The organism is Rhodococcus sp. GQ147 (assembly GCF_059759155.1).
Map to the genome: position 1 here is coordinate 112981 of NZ_JCAXDU010000003.1, position 18651 is coordinate 131631.

Annotated in this window: 4 protein-coding genes; all 4 read left to right on the plus strand. The window is 70.1% G+C overall.

Annotation, left to right across the window (positions count from 1 at the left end):
- Positions 1-129 precede the first annotated feature (129 nt).
- The 4 genes from AC6CID_RS05025 (at position 130) to AC6CID_RS05040 (ending at position 18647) form a co-directional block, all read left to right on the plus strand.
- On the plus strand, positions 130-7893 hold the full coding sequence (locus AC6CID_RS05025; RefSeq protein WP_498353651.1) for an amino acid adenylation domain-containing protein: 7764 nt from the start codon (positions 130-132) through the stop codon (positions 7891-7893).
- A 94-nt stretch (positions 7894-7987) separates the two neighbouring features.
- Entirely contained in the window at positions 7988-9016 is a 1029-nt protein-coding gene (locus tag AC6CID_RS05030) for an ABC transporter substrate-binding protein (protein ID WP_006551842.1), read from the plus strand.
- Between the two features lie 110 nt (positions 9017-9126).
- Entirely contained in the window at positions 9127-18504 is a 9378-nt protein-coding gene (locus AC6CID_RS05035) for an amino acid adenylation domain-containing protein (protein WP_498353652.1), read from the plus strand.
- A complete protein-coding gene (locus AC6CID_RS05040) occupies positions 18426-18647 on the plus strand; it encodes a phosphopantetheine-binding protein (protein ID WP_006551840.1) in 222 nt (73 codons plus the stop codon). Before AC6CID_RS05035 ends, AC6CID_RS05040 begins: the two co-directional genes overlap by 79 nt.
- Positions 18648-18651 lie beyond the last annotated feature (4 nt).

Here is an 18651-nt window from a genome sequence, read left to right on the forward strand (position 1 = left end):
ACACACGATCACTGAGCAACATATACGGTAAGCCTAACCTTTGGTACTGTGCCCTCCGGCGCCGCAGCGCGCACATCAGCGGATTCCGTTCCCAGCCAATCGTTTCGATCGAAGGAAAGAGGATCTCCAGTGCCCCTAGCCGGACCGGACGCCTCACGGCTCGCTCTGTCGCGCGCACAGTCGGGCGTATGGTTCGCCCAGCAACTGAACCCCGACAACCCGCTGTTCAACACCTCGGAATGCATCGAACTGCGAGGCGCGGTCGACGAGGAAGCGCTGGTCACAGCGGTTTCCAAGGCGGCATCCGAGGCCGAGGTGCTGGTCGCGGGGTTCGAGACCCTCGCCGACGGTACAGTCGTCCGGATTCCCGGTGCGCGCACACTCGATCTCGCCCCGACCGTCGACTTCACCTCCGCGGCGGACCCCTGGCAGGCGGCCCACGAGTGGATGGCGCGCGACCTCGAGCGGCCCGTCGACCTGTCGGTGGATCCGTGCGTCCGGGCCGCGGTCCTGCGACTCGCCGACGATCACGTCCTGCTCTACCTGCGTGCCCATCACATCGTCCTCGACGCCTTCGGGTTCTCGCTGTTCAACCGGCGCATCGCCGAGCGCTACAGCGCCGCGGTCGCCGGTACGGAAGTTGCTGCCGCACGGTTCGATTCGGTCGAATCGGTGATACGGGAAGAATCGGACTATCGCGACTCGGCCGACTTCGACGCAGACCGTGACTTCTGGAACGCGTACCTCGACGGCGTGGACGAAGCGGTCGCCCTGCGGCCCGGCCCGGGTGGCATCGCGCGGCGCTCCCGTGGCACGCGCTTCACCCTCGACGCCGACCGGCAGCGCGGTCTGGTGGCTCTCGGCAAGGAGGTCGGCGCGAGTTGGGGTGACGCGGTCACCGCGCTCGTCGCCGCCTACCTGCGCGGAGTTACCGGCCGCGAGGACCTCACGCTCGGTTTCCCCGTCATGAACCGGCTCGGCAGCGCCGCACTGCGGGTGCCGATCACCGCGGTCAATGTCGTTCCGCTGCGCCTGAATCCGACCGCATCGGCCACGCTCGTCGAGCTCGTCGCGCAGGTGCGCGACGGAGTGGCGCTGTGCCGCAACCACTATCGTTACCGCACCGAGGACATACAGCGCGACCTGCGACTACCGACCGGATCCCGCGGCGTCATCGGCCCGTCGGTCAACGTCAAACCGTTCGGCGACTCGCTCCGGTTCGGCGACATGCGTGCGGCCGTGCACTCGGTCGCCCGAGGACCCCTGCAGGACTTCATGGTCACCGTGCGGCCCCTCGACGGCAGTGCCGGACTCGAAGTGTTCGTCGACGTCGACGCCGACGTCTACAGCGAGGCGGATCTGACGATCCACACCGAGCGGCTGGAGATGCTGTTCGGTTCGGTGGCCGAGCGGGATCTGCACACCCCGCTCGCGCAGGTGTCCGTCCTGACCGCCGCCGAGCGACGGACGATACTCGACGACTGGAGCCACAGCCCGGACATCCCGTTCGACCCGGAGCTGACGCTCGTCGATCTGCTGCGGCAGAGGATCGAGGTGGCCCCCGACGCACCGGCCGTGGCCGACGCCCGTGTGACGCTCACCTACGCGCAGTTCGGCGCGCGGGTGCACCGCCTGGCCCGCCACCTCGTCTCGAGCTTCGATCTCGGCCGGCCGCACGCGCGGGTGGCCCTCGCGCTGCCCCGCACCGTCGACGCGCTGATCGCGATCCACGCCGTCCTCGAGACCGGCGCCGCCTACGTCCCGCTCGACGTCGATCAGCCCCTCGAACGCCTCGCCCACATCCTCGGCTCCACCGACCCCGTCTGCATCCTCACCACCCGCACGACCGACGACCGGGTCGCCGAGGTGACGGGGGTGCCGAAGCGCGTCGTGCTCGAGGATCTCGACCTCGACGCCGTGTCCGACGCTCCGCTCGACGACTCGGAGCGCGGCCCGCTGACACCCGACTCGATCGCCTACGTGATCCATACGTCCGGCTCCACCGGCAGACCGAAGGGCGTCGTCGTACCCCACCGTGGGCTGGTCAACCTGTTCCACAGCCACCGCGCCCAGGTGTTCACCCGTGCCGCCCGCGAGGCCGGCCGCGAATCCGTCCGCCTCGGACTGGCCTGGTCGCTCGCATTCGACGCGTCGTGGCAGCCGTTGCTGTGGATGCTCGCCGGGCACACCGTCGACATCGTCGACGAGGCGACTCAGCGCGACCCGGCGGCACTCGCACGCCGCGCCCTCGACGAGGGATGGGATTTCGTCGAGTTCTCACCGAGCCGGCTCGAGCAGTTCGTCGACGACGGCCTGTTCCCGGACGGCACCGTGCCCACCCTCGGTTTCGGCGGCGACGCCGTCTCCGAGCGGTTGTGGAGCCGCCTGCGCGAACGCCGGGGTGCGGCCTTCAACTTCTACGGCCCCACCGAGTGCAGCGTAGACGTCCTCGTCGCGGAGGTCGCCGACGCCGAGACACCGGTCGTCGGCCGTCCCGTCGCCAACCTGCGCGTCCACGTCCTCGACGCGGGACTCGCACCCGTGCCCGCCGGAACCGAAGGTGAGCTGTACGTGGCCGGGCCGGGTGTGGTCCGGGGATATCTCGACGCGCCTGCACTCACCGCCACGAGGTTCGTCGCGAATCCGTACTCGGAGGACTCCTCGGGTCCGTACGCCCGCCTGTACCGCACCGGCGACCTCGTGCAGTGGACCGAGGACGGCCGCATCGTCTACCGCGGCCGGGTCGACAACCAGGTCAAGGTCCGAGGATTCCGCATCGAACTCGGTGAGGTCGACGCCGCTCTGCTGCGCATCCCCGGCGTGTCCCGTGCGGCGACGGTGGTGCGCACCGATCCCTCCGGTGCTGCGCAGCTCGTCGGCTATCTCGTGGGGCAGGACGTGCCCGAACCGGTCGAGGCGCGCCGTCTCGTCGCCGAGTTCCTGCCCGGGTACATGGTTCCCGCGGCCCTCGTCGTCCTCGACGAGATGCCGTTGACCTCCAACGGCAAGCTCGACCGCACGGCGCTGCCCGAACCGGACTTCTCGTCGATGGTCTCGTCCCGCGTCGCGGAGACCGAGACCGAACGGACGCTGTGCCGGATCTACGCCGACATCCTGGGTCTCGACACGGTGGGCGCGGACGACGACTTCTTCGCGCTCGGCGGGCACTCGCTCAGCGCCGCGACACTGCTCGCCCGCATCCGTGACGAGCTCGGTGTGGAGTTGCCGATCCGGACGGTCTTCGATCATCCGCAGGTCGTCGCGCTCGCCGCGCACTGTGGAGACCACCCGACCGCCGCTCCGGCCGGACCGGCGCTCGTCCCGCGCGGTGAGAACGATCCGGCGGCCCTGTCCCTTGCACCACTGTCGTATGCGCAGCAGCGGCTGTGGTTCATGTACCGCATGGAAGGGCCCAGTCCGACCTACAACGTCCCCATCACGGTGGACCTGCACGGACCGGTCGACCCGGATGCACTGCGGCAGGCGGTCTCCGACGTGCTCGCGCGCCACGAGAGTCTGCGCACCGTTCTCGTCGAACGCGACGGCGTGGGGATGCAGCAGGTGCGCGGAGTGGAAGAAGTTGCCGGGGTCGCAGTTCCCTTCGCGGTCGAGGCCGTCGACCGCGACGCGCTCACCGGGCGCCTGCATTCCGAGGCCCGGCACGCGTTCGATCTCGAACGCGAGATCCCGTTGCGGATCCGGTTGTTCACGATGGCGCCCGACGAGCACGTGATGCTCGTGCTCGCCCACCACATCGCGAGCGACGAATTGTCCACGCCGCTGCTGCTGCGCGATCTCGGCACCTTCTACTCCGCGCACGTACGTGGCGACTCCCACGAGCCTGCACCGCTGCCCGTGCAGTACGCCGACTACGCGATCTGGCAACGGGAACTCCTCGGCGACCAGGACGACGAGGACTCGCTCGCCGCACGACAACTCGCGTTCTGGCGCAAGGAGCTCGACGGTCTCCCGGCCGAACTCGACCTCCCCGTCGACCGCCCGCGCCCGACCGTGGCCTCCTACGCGGGTGGCGGTGTCGAGCACCGGATCCCCGCCGACCGCGCAGCGACGATCCGGGAGGCCGCGCGCACGACCGGCACCACGATGTTCATGATGGTGCACGCGGCGGTGGCGGTCGCACTGTCGCACAGCGGCGCGGGCGAGGACATCCCGCTCGGATCGCCCACCGCGGGACGGCCCGCACCCGAACTCGAGGACCTCGTCGGCTTCTTCGTCAACATGGTGGTGCTGCGCACCGACCTCTCGGGCGACCCCACGGTGCGGGAGCTGCTCGCCCGGATCAAGGACACCGACGTCGCGGCGTACTCGCACCAGGACGTCCCGTTCGACCGCGTCGTGGAGACCCTCAACCCCGAGCGCAGCGCGGCCCGGCACCCCCTGTTCCAGGTGATGGTGCAGTACCAGAGCCCGCCGGCGATCACGGGATTCGACGGCCTGACGCCTACACCCTCGTTCGTCGCGAACGACACCGCGATGTTCGACCTCACCTTCGGCGTCATCGAGGAATCCGACGGTGGTTTGTGCGTGCGCGTCGAGTACGCCCGCGACCTGTTCGACGAGTCGTCCGCCGAGGCCTTCGCCGCGCGGGTCGAGCGGGCCTTCGCCGCGGTGTGCGCCGATCGGGACGCGAGGCTCTCGCAGCTCGCTCTGCTCACCGCCTCCGAGCGTGAGGTGTTGCGCGCCGGTGATGCGACCGCGCTCCCGGATCGCTCCGGACCGCGGAGCCTGCCCGCACTGTTCGCTCGCACCGTGGAGCGCTACGGCGAGGAGACCGCGCTGGTCACGTCGTCGAGCCGTCTGACCTTCCGTGACCTGGATGCGTGGTCCGACCGGATCGCCCGTCACCTCGTCGCGAACGGGATCGGTCCCGAAGACGTCGTGGGACTGAGTCTTCCGCGCGAATCCGTGCTGGTCGCGGCGATCCTCGGCGTGTGGAAGTCGGGAGCGGCCTATCTGGTGCTCGACCCGGAGCAACCGGCCGACCGGAACGAGTTCATGCTCCGCGACGCGGGTGTGGGCGTCGTGCTCGACGTCGACGCGGCCGGATCGATCACCGGCCCCGGCCCGGACGTGCACCTGCCGGACGTGCACCCGGACACCACCGCCTATCTCGTCTACACCTCCGGATCCACCGGCACCCCGAAGGGTGTGGTGGTACCGCACCGCGGTGTCGTGAACCTGTGGGAGACGGTGCGCACCCGTACCGTCGGCGATCCCGCGACGCGCCGACGCACCGTGCTGCTGAGCTACACCTTCGCGTTCGACTCGTCCGTCGAGCCTCTCCTCGCGATGCTGGGCGGCCACACCGTGCACGTGCTCGCCGAGGACCTCATGGCCGATGCCGAGGGGATCGTCCGGTACGTCCGGAGGCACCGCATCGACGCACTCGATTGCGGTCCGGTGCTCGCCGGTCGCCTGCTCACCGAGGGGCTCCTCGACCCCGCCGCGCCGCACCGTCCCGAGTCCATGGTGCTCGGCGGCGAGGCGGTACCGGGTGAGCTGTGGTCGCAGCTCGCTGCGGAAACCGATGTGCGCGTGAGCAACATGTACGGTCCGACGGAATGCACCGTCGACGCGACCGGCGTCGTACTCACCCCGGGCAGCATCCCGAACATCGGAACGCCGATCCACGGCGGCCGGGTGTACGTCCTCGACGCGCACCTGCGGCAGGTGCCCCCGGGTGTGCCCGGCGAACTGTACGTCGGCGGCCCGCACGTCACCCGCGGCTATCTCGGCCGGAGCGCGCAGACCGCGGGACGGTTCGTGGCCGACCCCTTCGGCACCGGCGGCGAGCGCCTGTACCGCACCGGCGATCTGGTGCGCTGGAGGATCTCCGGCACCGACGGCCCGGTGCTCGACTACCTCGGCCGCACCGACGACCAGGTGAAGATCCGCGGCTTCCGCATCGAACTCGGTGAGATCGAGACCGTGCTCGGCGGCCATCCCGCGGTGAGTGCCGCGGCGGTCGTGGTCCGCGAGGACGAACCGGGTCGAAAGCGGCTCGTCGCCTACGCGGCCGGAACGACGGACCCCGACATCCTCCGGATGTACGTCGCCGACCGGCTGCCCGACCACATGGTCCCCGCCGTCACGGTCGTGCTCGACGAGCTCCCGGTCACCCGCAACGGAAAGATCGACCGCAGAGCACTTCCCGAGCCGGTCTTCACGCCGGCCACCGAGAGTCGCCTGCCGGCGGACGAACTCGAACAACGCCTGTGCGAGCTGACGGCGTCGGTGCTCGGACTCGATGCCGTGGGCCCCGACGACGACTTCTTCGCTCTCGGTGGCGATTCGATCGTGTCCATCCAGCTGGTGTCCGCGGCGCGCGCCGCCGGGATCCGGTTCACCGCGCGGCACGTCTTCGAACACCGCAGCCCGGCGGGACTCGCCCGCGTCGCGGAGATCGAGGACGGGCCCGGGACGGTCGACGTCGAGGCGGCACTCGGGGACGTCCCGGCGACTCCGATCGTCCACGACATGCTCGACCGTGGTGGACCGTACGCCCGCTACGCGCAGTCGCGGCTGCTCCTCGCGCCCGTAGGGCTGACGCTCGACCGGCTGACCGACGGCGTCCAGGCCCTGCTCGACACGCACGACGCGTTGCGGGCCGTCTTCGATCCGCAGGCACGGGTGCTCGACGTCCGCCCGGTCGGTTCCGTCGACGCCGCCGATGTCGTGACCCGCGTGGACGTCTCGGACTCGGTCGACCTGCAGGAGGCGATCGTCGCCGCGACCGGGATCGCCTATGCCGAACTCGATCCCGCCGCCGGCGCGCTCGTGCGCGTGATCTTCTTCGACGCCGGTCCCGACGCGCCGGGACGGGTGTTCGTCGCGGTGCACCACCTCGTCGTCGACGGTGTGTCGTGGCGCATCCTGGTGCCCGATCTCGCCGGTGCGGTCGACGGTGTCGCCCCGGTGCGCGCAGGCACGTCTCTGCGCCGCTGGGCGCGGGGACTGCTCGACGGAGTGCCGGCGCGCAGATCCGAATTGTCGTTGTGGCGGCGCATCCTCGCCCCGGCGGGACGCGTGCGTCTGGCGTCCGGTGATCCGGATCCCACGCGGCACACCATGGCAGAAACCGCGAGGGTGCAGGTCGAGGTTCCTTCCGAGCTCACCGACGCGCTGCTCACGACCGTTCCCGAGCGGTTCCACGCCGGCGTCGAGGACGTCCTGCTCACAGCATTGGCGCTGGCGTCCGCGCGGGTGTGCGGCGAAGGGGCGGTCGCGGTCGACCTCGAAGGGCACGGCCGTGAGGAACAGGCCGTTCCGGGGGCGGATCTGTCGCGCACGGTGGGGTGGTTCACCACGCTCTATCCGGTGCGCCTGGACGTCGCGGGACTCGATGTCGCCGACGCGTATGCCGGCGGAGCGAGCGCGGGTGACGCTCTGAAACGCGTGAAGGAACAGCTGCGGGAGATCCCCGACAGTGGAATCGGATTCGGGATGCTGCGGCATCTCGACCCAGTGGGCGGCCCGGAACTCGCGAGCGTCGGCGCTGTGGACATCGGATTCAACTATCTCGGCCGGTTCACGCTGGGCGAGACCGAAGGGCAGGCGTGGGCCGGTGCTCCGGAGGGTTCGGCGCTCGGTGGGGCCACCGAAGCCGACATGCCCGTGGCGCACGCCGTCGAGATCGGTGTGCTCACCGACGATTCCGGTGCCGAGCCGGTGCTGCGCGGGATGTTCGGGTACAGCCCCGATCTCGTTCCTGCGGAGAGAGTGTCGGCGTTGGCCGACGAGTGGATCGCGGCGCTGCGTGCGCTCGCCGGGCACGCGTCGGACGAGGACGCGGGCGGGTTCACACCGTCCGACCTCACGCTCGACGACCTCGACCAGTCGGAGATCGACGATTTCGCGCTCGAATTCGGCTGAGGACGGAGCGCTTGGCGAGGCGGTCTCTTTCGGTTAGCCTAACCAATCATGACCGGGGCAACGCGCCCCGGCGGGAGACTCTGGGAGAACAACGATGCGCGTTCTGGAACGCAAGCGCGCGCGGGGCGCCGCGGCGCTCGGCGCGGCAGCCCTGCTGGCCGTCGGACTTGTGGGATGTTCGAGCGACGGCGACAGCAGCAGCGCGGAGAGCGGCACCGACTCCGCCGCGACGCGCACCTTCGAAGCGCAGAACGGCAGCATCGAGATCCCGGCCGACCCCCAGCGGATCGTGTCCTGCGGCTACGCAACCCTCCCGCTCATCCAGGCCGGCGCGAACCTCGCCGCCGTATGCGAGTGGAGCCGCGAGCTCGACAACATGGACGAGGAGACCCTGGCCGCCTACGAGGCGCTGCCGAAGGTCGCTCCCGACGGCGCCGTCTCGGAGCTCAACTACGAGGCAGTCACCGCCGCAGATCCCGACCTCATCATCATGGGCGTCCCGGCCCGCGTGCAGGAGCAGGTCGACGTGGCCAAGCTCGAGGCGCTCGCCCCGGTGGTCTTCGTCGGGCTCACGGTTCCGGGCGAGTGGCGCGAACTCGGTGAGCAGTACGCCGATGCCGCGAACGTCAGCGACTCCTACGGGGAGTTCAAGGAGGAGTACGAGGCTCGCGCTGCCGAGATCGCCGACAAGTACGCCGACTCGCTCGGGGGCCTGAAGTTCGCCGGCGTCTGCGGTGTGTGCGGTACCGAGCCCGGTGAGTTCTCCCGCGAATACGCCTCGTCGTACACCACCAACCTGTTCGACGATCTCGGGTTCGACTTCTTCGGTGAGCCGACCGATCCCGAGGGAGTTCACGCCGAGTACCTGTCGGTCGAGCAGTTGCCCGAGAACCTCGGCGAGGCCGACGTGATCGTCTACGGTGTCGAGGCCGACGGTTCGTTGCCGCCCGAGCTGGAGGAACTGTTCGCCTCCCCGCTGTGGCAGGATCTTCCCGCCGTGAAGGCCGGCAACCTCGTCGCCGTCAAGCACTCCAGTGCAGCGACCTACGAAACCGCTCTGCTGGCACTCGATTCCATCGATGCCGAGTTGGCGAAACTTCCGGCCAACCAGAGCCAGGAGTAGTCGCTGTTGCGGGCCCGCCCCGCACCACCGACCGAACGGCCCCCGACGTCCCGGCGCGGGGGCCGTTCGTCGTCCGTGCCCGAAATGACCGTCCATACCGAAAGCGACAGATGACCCGTTCCACTGCGCTCGAAGACATCGTTCCGCTCTCGCCGCTGCAACAGGGCTTGCTCTACCTGAGTACCGTTGCGGCGCCGACCGGCTCGACATCCGACGACACGGCTGGGGCCGATCCCGACGCCCACACGGTGCAATCGGTGGTGCGACTCTCGGGGGCGGTCGACGAGGAGCGGATGGCGGCCTCCGCGCAGGCGCTGCTCGACCGTCATCCGGCGCTGCGCACGTGCTTCCGTCCCCGTAAGGACGGCCGTACGGCGGGTCTCGTCGTGTCGGGCGTGGAGAATCCCTGGCGCAGCGAGGATCTGTCCGGTCTCGAACGCGCCGAGGCGGAACGCCGGCTCGAGCAGATCGTCGAGGACGACCTGCACGACTGGTTCGACCTGACGCAACCGCCGCTCGTTCGCTGGACCTTCGTGCGGTTCGGCGCCGACGAGGTGCGCCTGCTGCTCACCGCCCACCACATCGTCGTCGACGGCTGGTCGTCCCCGATCATCGTGCGCGAGCTGCTCGAAATCTACGCCGCCGGGGGATCGGCGTCGGGCCTGCCGTCCGTGCGCCCCTACCGCGACTACCTCGCGTGGCTCGGGCGCCAGGACCGCGAGGCCGCCCGGTCGCTGTGGCAGGAGGCGCTCGACGGTGTGAGCGAGCCGTCGCTCGTGGCACCGCCGGGAGCGACCCGCTCGTCGGAACGCTGCGGCGAACTCGAGGTTCCGGTCCCCGACGGGCTCGGCGCGAAGCTCGCGGAGCTCACCCGCGCGAGCGGCGTCACGCTCAACACGGTGCTGCAGACCGCGTGGGCGATGCTCCTGTCCGGTCTGCTCGGCCGCGACGACATCGTCTTCGGCGCGACGGTCTCGGGCCGCCCTCCGGAACTCGTCGGCGTGGAATCGATGATCGGGCTGTTCATCAACACCGTTCCGGTGCGGGTGCGGCTCGATCCCGCCGCGACCGTCACCGAACTGTTGCGACGCGTACAGCTCGAGCAGTCGCGCACCGTCGATCACCAGTACCTGGGCCTGTCCGAGGTGCAGCGCGCCGTCGGGATCGGTGAACTGTTCGACACCCTCACCGTCTTCGAGAGTTATCCCGTCGACCGCGACGCCCTCGAGCGAGCGCAACGCGCCGGGGGAGTGACGATCACCGGCGTCGACGGACGCGACGCCACCAACTATCCGCTGGTCCTCACGGCCGGCATGTCCGATCGGCTCGTCGTCAAGCTCGACCACCGCCCGTCGCTGATCGACGCGGACGAGGCCGCCGCCCTGGGCGCCCGCCTCGTCGCGATCCTCGAGGCCCTGTGTGCCCGGCCCGATGCGCCTGTCGCCGACCTCGACATCCTGCCGTCCTCGGAACGGGAACGTGTACTGGGCACCTGGTCCACCGCACCCGCGGCACCGTCGAGCGGCACCGTCGCCGACCTGCTCGCGCACCGGTTCACCGCCGGCACCGACCGACCCGCAGTGGTGTGCGGTGAGCAGGAATCGTCGTTCGGTGAACTCGGCGCGGCCTCGGCGCGACTGGCGAGGTTGCTCGTCGACCGCGGCGTGCGACCCGACGACCGGGTCGGTCTCGCGCTTTCCCGGACCGGCGCCATGGTCGACGCGATCGTTGCCGTCCTCACCGCCGGAGGCGCCTATCTGCCGCTCGACCCGTCCTATCCCGCCGACCGGTTGAAGCACATGATCACCGATGCCGCACCGCGTCTGGTGATCACCACCGAGGCCGTGCGCGCGGGTCTCGGTGAGGTGCTCGACGGGGTCGACGTGCTGGTCCTCGACGACCCGGATGTCGAGTCCACACTGTCGGCGCTGTCGTCGGCTCCGCTCACGGACGCGGACCGGCGCGCTCCGCTCCGCCCGGATCATCTGGCCTACGTCGTCTACACCTCCGGCTCCACGGGTCTGCCGAAGGGCGTGGCCGTCTCGCACGCCAATCTCGCCGACCTGCACGCCGCACAGGCCGCCGGGCCCATGCACGCCGCCGGTCGTGCGCCGCGCGACGGGCAGTGGCACGTCCTGCTCACCTACCCGTTCGCCTTCGACTCGGCGGTCGCCGCGCTCACCTGGCTCTTCGAAGGCCATGTGCTGCATGTGCTTCCCGACGACAACCGTGCCGACGTCGACCGCATCGTCGACTACGTGCGCACCCACGGCATCGACTACGTCGACACCGTGCCCGTGCTCATGAACCGCCTGCTCGACGCCGGTCTCCTCGAACCGGGTGGGCACGTTCCCGCGATCGTCACCGTGGGCGGCGAAGCGGTGAGCACCGCGCTGTGGCAGCGACTCGCCGCGAGCGACGTGGTGGCGACGAACTGCTACGGACCCACCGAATGCACCGTCGACGCGACTTCCGCGCACATCGCGGGGGACACCGTGACGATCGGCGGTCCCACTCCCGGGACGAGCGTGCGGGTCCTGGACCACTGGCTGCGTCCCGTGCCCATCGGAGTGGCCGGTGAACTGTACGTCTCCGGAAACGGTGTCACCCGTGGCTATCTCGGCCGCCACGACCTGACCTCGGCACGCTTCGTCGCCGATCCCTGCGGGTCCGCGGGTGCCCGCATGTACCGCACGGGTGATGTCGTGCGCTGGACGGACGACGGCACACTCGAATACGTCGGCCGCGACGACGACCAGGTCAAGATCCGGGGATTCCGAGTGGAACCCGGCGAGATCGAGACCGCGCTCACCGCGCATCCGGCCGTGCGGAACGCCGTGGTGGTCGCACACACCGACCACCGGGGGACCACCCGCCTCGTCGGGTACATCGTCGGCGACGGACCCGACACCGCTGAGGTGCGGGCCGCGCTCGCCGACCGGTTGCCCGACTACATGGTCCCGGCGGTGCTCGTCACTCTTCCCGTCCTTCCGATCACGGCCAACGGAAAGATCGACCGGAAGGCGTTGCCCGAACCGGACTTCTCGTCCCTGGCGGGTGCCGGCGAACCGCGCACCGAGACAGAGCGGACGCTGTGCGCCACCGTCGCCGACGTCCTCGGCCTCGACCGCGTGGGTGTCCACGACGACTTCTTCACCCTCGGGGGCGATTCGATCGTCTCCATCCAACTCGTGTCGCGTCTACGCGCGGCCGGCCTGCGCGTGACCGCCCGTCAGGTCTTCGAACTGCGCACCGCAGCCGCACTCGCCACAGCGTGCGAGGCACCCGCCGAGGAACCCCGACGAGCCCGGACGGCGGCGACCGGCCCGGTGCCCGTCACGCCGATCGTGCACGAATCCCTCGCGTCCGGATCGTTCGACTCGCTGCGCCGATTCACCCAGTCCCGGACGCTCGTCGCCCCCGTCGGCCTGCGGGAGATGGATCTGGTCACGGGTGTGCGGGCGCTGCTCGCGGCCCACCCCATGCTGCGCTCGCGGTTCACCGTCGGCGACTCGGAACCGTCGGGGCGTACTCGTCGCGGTGCGACATGGATCGTGCCCGAGGACATCCCGGAGGCCGCGACGCTCGTCCGGCGAGTGGATCACTCGACCACGGAACAAATTTCGTGGAACGACCTCATCGCCGAAGCGTCGGCGGAGGCTGTCGACGCACTCGACCCCGAAGCCGGGGTGATGCTCCGCGTGGTTTTCCTCGACCCGGGACCGCAGCAGGCCGGACGGATCGTCGTCGTCGCGCACCACCTCGTCGTCGACGGCGTGTCGTGGCGGATCCTGGTGCCCGACCTCGCCGGTGCCGTCTCCGCGGCCACCCGCGGGGAGACGCCAGCGCCGGAGGACACCGGGACGTCCTTCCGGGAGTGGGCGGAATCGCTCGTCGAAGCGGCCTCGTCCGAGCGGATCACCGGATCGTGGCCGCTCTGGGAATCCGCCCTCGCCGCCGAGAGTTCGCCCGCGGTGGGAAGCCGCGCCCTGGACCCGCAGCGCGACATCGTGTCGACCTCGGCGTCCGTCGAGATCGACGTACCGGTCGACGTCACCGAACGCATCCTCACCACGGTGCCGTCCGCCCTCGGTATCGGCACCGGCGATGTGCTGCTCGCGGCCCTCGCACTCGCCGTCACCGACGTCTGCGGCGGATCCGCCCTGCGAGTGCATCTCGAGGGTCACGGACGCGAGGAACAGATCGTGCCCGGTGCCGACCTGTCGCGTACCGTCGGGTGGTTCACCTCCCTGTACCCCGTGACGGTCGAACTCGGCGGAGACCGTGCACTCGACGGCGGTGCTCCGCTCCGGGCCGTCGCCCACGCGACCGAATCGCTGAAACGCATTCCCGACAACGGAATCTCCTTCGGTCTCCTGCGTTTCCTCGGCGACGACCGCGACCGCTTCGATGGCTACCGGACCCCGGAGGTGATGTTCAACTACCTCGGCCGGATGACCCTCGGCGATACCGCCGACTCCGCGTGGTCGGCCGCACCCGAGGCGGCCGCGCTCGGTGGTTCCGTCGATCCGGCCATGCCCCTCGACCACGTCCTCGACGTCAACGCGATCACGGAGGACGGACCGGACGGACCCGCTCTCTCGGCGGTGTTCACCTACGCCACCGGTGCTCTCGACGCCGATCGGGCCCGCCGGATCGGGCAGCGCTGGCTCGCGGCACTGCACCTTCTCACCGACACGGTCTCCGGCGGTGCCGTGGGCGTCCCCGTGCCGTCGGTGCTCACGGCGTCCGGGTTGTCCGTCGACGAGGTGCTCGCACTGCACGCCGAGAATCCGGACGGCATCGAGGACGTCGTGCCGCTGACACCCCTGCAGCGCGGCATGTACTTCCTGGCCGGACTGAACGAGCCGTCGGGATCGGGCAGTGTCGCCGAGGGTGTCGATGTCTACACGATGCAGACCGACCTCGCCCTCGACGGCCGCGTCGACGCCGGCACGATGCAGCGCTCGGTGCGTGCACTCGTCGACCGGCACGCCGTTCTGCGCACCGGCTATCGACTCGGCGCAGCGGGCGAACCGATCGGCGTCGTCCGTCGCGCCGCCGAACCGCACTGGGAGGTCGTCGATCTCGGGACCGTCGAGCCCGGCGAACTCGACACGCGGGTGGCGGAACTGCTCGCCGCCGACCGCACCCGCAGATTCGATCTCGCGGCCGCACCCCTGGTGCGCTTCACGCTGGTGGTCGCGGGACCGACGCGTGCGCGACTGCTGTTCACGATGCACCACCTCGTCTCCGACGGTTGGTCCACCCCGCTGCTCGTGCAGGAACTCCTGCAGATCTACGCCGCCGGGGGTTCCGCCGCCGGACTCGCGCCGGTCGTGCCGTTCTCCGACTACCTCGACTGGCTCGGCGAACAGGACGTCGCGGCCGGTGTCGAAGTGTGGCGCGAGTTGCTCGACGGCGTGGACGAACCCACCCTCGTCACACCGTCCGGTACGGCGCTGCGACCGCAGTTTCCCGCCGAACTGACGGTCGCCGTGCCCGACGGGCTGTCGCGGCGGCTCGTCGAAGCGAGCCGCGCACAGGGCGTCACGGTCAACGGACTCGTGCAGACCGCCTGGGGCCTTCTCGTCGGGTCGCTCACCGGCAGAACCGATGTCGTCTTCGGTGCGATCGTCTCCGGGCGCGTCCCCGACGTGCCGGGCGTGGAATCGATGATCGGCCTGTTCATCAACACCGTCCCGGTACGCGTCCGCACGCAGGCGGGGGAGTCGATCACCGATCTCGTCACTCGCACGCACGGCACCCAGAACCGCGTGATGGACCACCAGTACGTCGGTCTCGCCGACATCCGACGTGCCGTCGGGATCGGCGAACTGTTCGATACCCTCCTCGTCTTCGAGAACTACCCCGTCGACCGCGACGCCCTCGACGCGGCGCAACGGGACGGCGGCGTGCGGGTCGGGTCGGTCGGGGGTTCGGACGCCACGAACTTCCCGCTCGTGCTGGTCGCGGGACTGGAGGACGAACTGCACCTCGGCCTCGAGTACCGGACCGATCTGTTCACCGAGGACGACGCCACCGCACTGGGGGAGCGCCTCGTCCGCATCCTCGACCAGCTCGTCGCCGAGAACCCCGGCACCGTGGCGCAACTCGATGTGCTCACGACCGCCGAGCGGGCCGGTCTGCGCAGCGACCGGTCGACGACCCCCGCGGCCCCGTCGAGCGGAGCGGCGACCGTCGCCGATCTCCTGGCGCGGCAGATCGCTCGCACCCCGCACGCACCTGCGGTGGTCGCCGACGGCACGACACTGTCGTTCGCGGAACTGGGCGGGCGCTCCGCGCGACTCGCGCGGCTCCTCGTCGACGCCGGAGTCGGACCGGAGACGGTCGTGGGACTCGCGCTGCCGCGGTCCGAGCACATGGTCGTCGCGATCGCGGCGGCGATCTCGTCGGGTGGCGTGTACGTGCCGATGGACCCGTCCTATCCGCAGGATCGACTGGCGCACATGGTGTCCGACTCTCGACCACAGGTGATCGTCACGGTCGCCTCGGTTCTCGACGGTATCGTCCCCATCGCAGGCGACACGAGGATCGTGGTGCTCGACGACCCCGACCTGCAACTCGGCGAATTCTCCACCGCCCCACTGACGGATGCCGACCGCCGCGGTGCGCTGCGCCCGCACAACGGCGTGTACGTCATCTACACCTCCGGTTCGACCGGACTGCCGAAGGGTGTCGCGGTCACGCACGCGAACCTGCTCAACCTGTTCGAGAGCCACCGCGCGGATCTCTACGTCCCGACCGTAGCGGCGTCCGGACGCGATTCCGTCGGCGTCGGGCACGCGTGGTCGTTCGGTTTCGACGCCTCGTGGCAGCCGACCCTGTGGCTGCTCGACGGACACACGGTGCACGTCTTCGACGAGGACACCATGCGTGATCCCGAACGGATGGTCGCATACACGCTCGAGCACGAACTCGACTTCCTCGAGGTCACCCCGTCCTTCCTCGACCGCATGCTCGCTGCCGGACTGTACGAGAGCGGACACCGCCCCGCCTCCGTCGGATTCGGTGGCGAGGCAGTCAATCCGGCGTCGTGGCAGCGACTGCGGGAGCTGACCGACGGGCGCGCCTTCAACCTCTACGGACCGACCGAATGCACCGTGGACTCTCTCATCGGGGCCGTCACCGACGCCGACACACCGTGCCTCGGCCGGGCCGTGCACGGCGCCGGCGCGTACGTCCTCGACGCGATGCTCCGGCCCGTCCCGATGGGTGTGGTCGGCGAACTGTACGTCTCCGGTGCCGGTGTCGCCCGCGGATATCTCGGCCGACCCGACCTCACGACGGTGCGGTTCGTGCCGAATCCTTTCGCCGACGACGGCACCCGTATGTACCGCACCGGCGACCTCGTCCGGCGGGTGCGTGGTGCCGACGGCCGGCCCGTGCTCGAATTCCTCGGCCGCGGCGACGATCAGGTCAAGATCCGCGGCTTCCGGGTCGAACTCGGTGAGGTGGAGGCCGCGCTGACCGCGGTGCGCGGGGTGCGGGACGCGGTCGTGGACGCGCACACCGACAGTCGTGGAGTGACGCGTCTGGTCGGCTACGTGACCCCGGACGGTGCCGTCGATCCGGCGGTCGTCCGTGCCGCCGTTGCCGAGCGTCTGCCCGACTACATGGTGCCCGCCGTGGTGCTCGTACTCGACGCCTTCCCCGTCACTGCCAACGGCAAGGTCGACCGGAAGGCGTTGCCCGAGCCGGACTTCTCGTCGCTGGTCGGGGCGCGTGCACCGCGTACCGACACCGAGCGGGTCCTGGCGGGACTCGTCGCGGACGTGCTCGGACTCGAACGGGTGGGGATCGACGACGATTTCTTCTCCCTCGGTGGCGACTCGATCGTCTCGATCCAGCTCGTGTCGAAGGTCCGGGCGGCAGGGCTGTGGATCACCACGCGTCAGGTGATCGAACTGCGCACCGTCGAGGCACTCGCGGCCGCGATCGACAGTGGCGGCGGACAGACCCGTCCGGCAGCCGTCGGCGACGTGGCAGGCGAGGTGACCGTCACGCCGATCGTGTGGGACACCCTCGAGCAGTGGACGGGGTTGTCCCGGTTCTCGCAGGCGCGACTGCTCGTCGCGCCGGTCGGGCTCACGCTCGACACCCTGCGTACCGCGGTCGAGGCACTCGTGGCCGCCCATCCGATGCTGCGCTCGACCTTCCGTGTCGACGACGAAGGCCGGCCGTCGTGGACGGTCCCCGAGACCGTTCCCGACCTCACCGCAGCCGTGCGGCGCGTCGACGCCACGGGCCGGGACTGGGACGAGTTGTTCGACGAGGAGCGTGAGAACGCGTACGCCGCAATCGATCCCGAGAACGGGACGATGGTGCAGATCGTGTGGTTCGACTTCGGGCCGCAGCAGGCCGGACGCGTCCTGATCGTCGTGAACCACCTCGTGGTGGACGGCGTGTCGTGGCGGATTCTCGTCCCCGACCTCGCCGACGCCGTCGAACAGGCCGAACGCGGGGAGACGGTGACCCTGTCGTCGAGCGGCACACCCTTTCGGGTGTGGGCGGACGAACTCGCGAAAGCGGCACGCTCGGAGCGGATCACCGCGTCGTGGTCGGCCTGGCAGCGTGCCGTCGACGCCGACGAACCGATGCTCGGTTCGCGCCCGCTCGACCCGGCACGCGACACCGTCCTCTCGACCCGGTCGACCCGCGTGCAGCTGCCCGTCGACGTCACCGAGCGTGTCCTGGCCGCGAACGTCGTCGACGACATCCTGCTCTCGGCCCTCGCCGTCGCGGTGGCGTCGGTCCGGGGTGGCGACCAGGTCCGCATCGACCTCGAGGGACACGGCCGGGAGGAGCAGGTGGTCCCCGGTGCCGACCTGTCGCGCACGGTCGGCTGGTTCACGTCGATATATCCGGTGACGGTGGATCTGGCGGAGGTCGACGTGGCGTCCGCGTCCCGGGACACCGACGCCGCGGGCGCGGTGCTGCGTGCGGTGGCCCGCGCGTCGCGGGAACGACCCGACAACGGCATCGGCTTCGGCCTGCTGCGTCGACTGAACCCGGACTTCGGCGACCGCTTCGCCCGGTACGTGCCGCCGGCCGTCGTCTTCAACTACCTCGGTCGGCTCACGCTCGGCGAGGCGTCGGGCAGCCCGTGGTCGGGTGCACCGGGCGCCGCTGCGATCGGGGGTTCGGTGGATCCGGACATGCCGCTCGACCACGTCCTGCAGGTGGACGCGATCACCGAGGACACCCCGGACGGCGCGGTTCTGGAATGCGAGTTCGCCGCCGCAGCGGACGTGGTCGACGCGGACACGCTCGCCGAGATCGCGCGGATCTGGCAGGAGACGGTGCAGGTCGTCGTCGCCGCGAAAGAACTCACCGGCACCGCTTACCAGGGCACAGCGCCTGCACACATCGAAACAAGGAGAACACCATGCTCGATCGCACTACCGTCCTCGCCGACACCGCCCGGATCCTGGACATCGACGTCGACGAACTCGACCCCTCGGTGAGCCTCGTCGACCAGGGACTCGACTCCGTCCGGCTGATGGCCCTCGTGGAACAGTGGCGTAGCGCCGGCGTCGAGGTCGACTTCGTGGACCTCGCCTCCGCCCCCGACCTCGAGCAGTGGATCGCGCTGCTCACCCGCGGATGAGCGG

What these genes read in the sequence shown, in the direction of transcription:
- AC6CID_RS05040 (WP_006551840.1), top strand. Translation starts at nt 18,426, where the DNA reads ATGCTCGATCGCACTACCGTCCTCGCCGACACCGCCCGGATCCTGGAC.
- AC6CID_RS05030 (WP_006551842.1), top strand. Translation starts at nt 7,988, where the DNA reads ATGCGCGTTCTGGAACGCAAGCGCGCGCGGGGCGCCGCGGCGCTCGGC.
- AC6CID_RS05035 (WP_498353652.1), top strand. Translation starts at nt 9,127, where the DNA reads ATGACCCGTTCCACTGCGCTCGAAGACATCGTTCCGCTCTCGCCGCTG.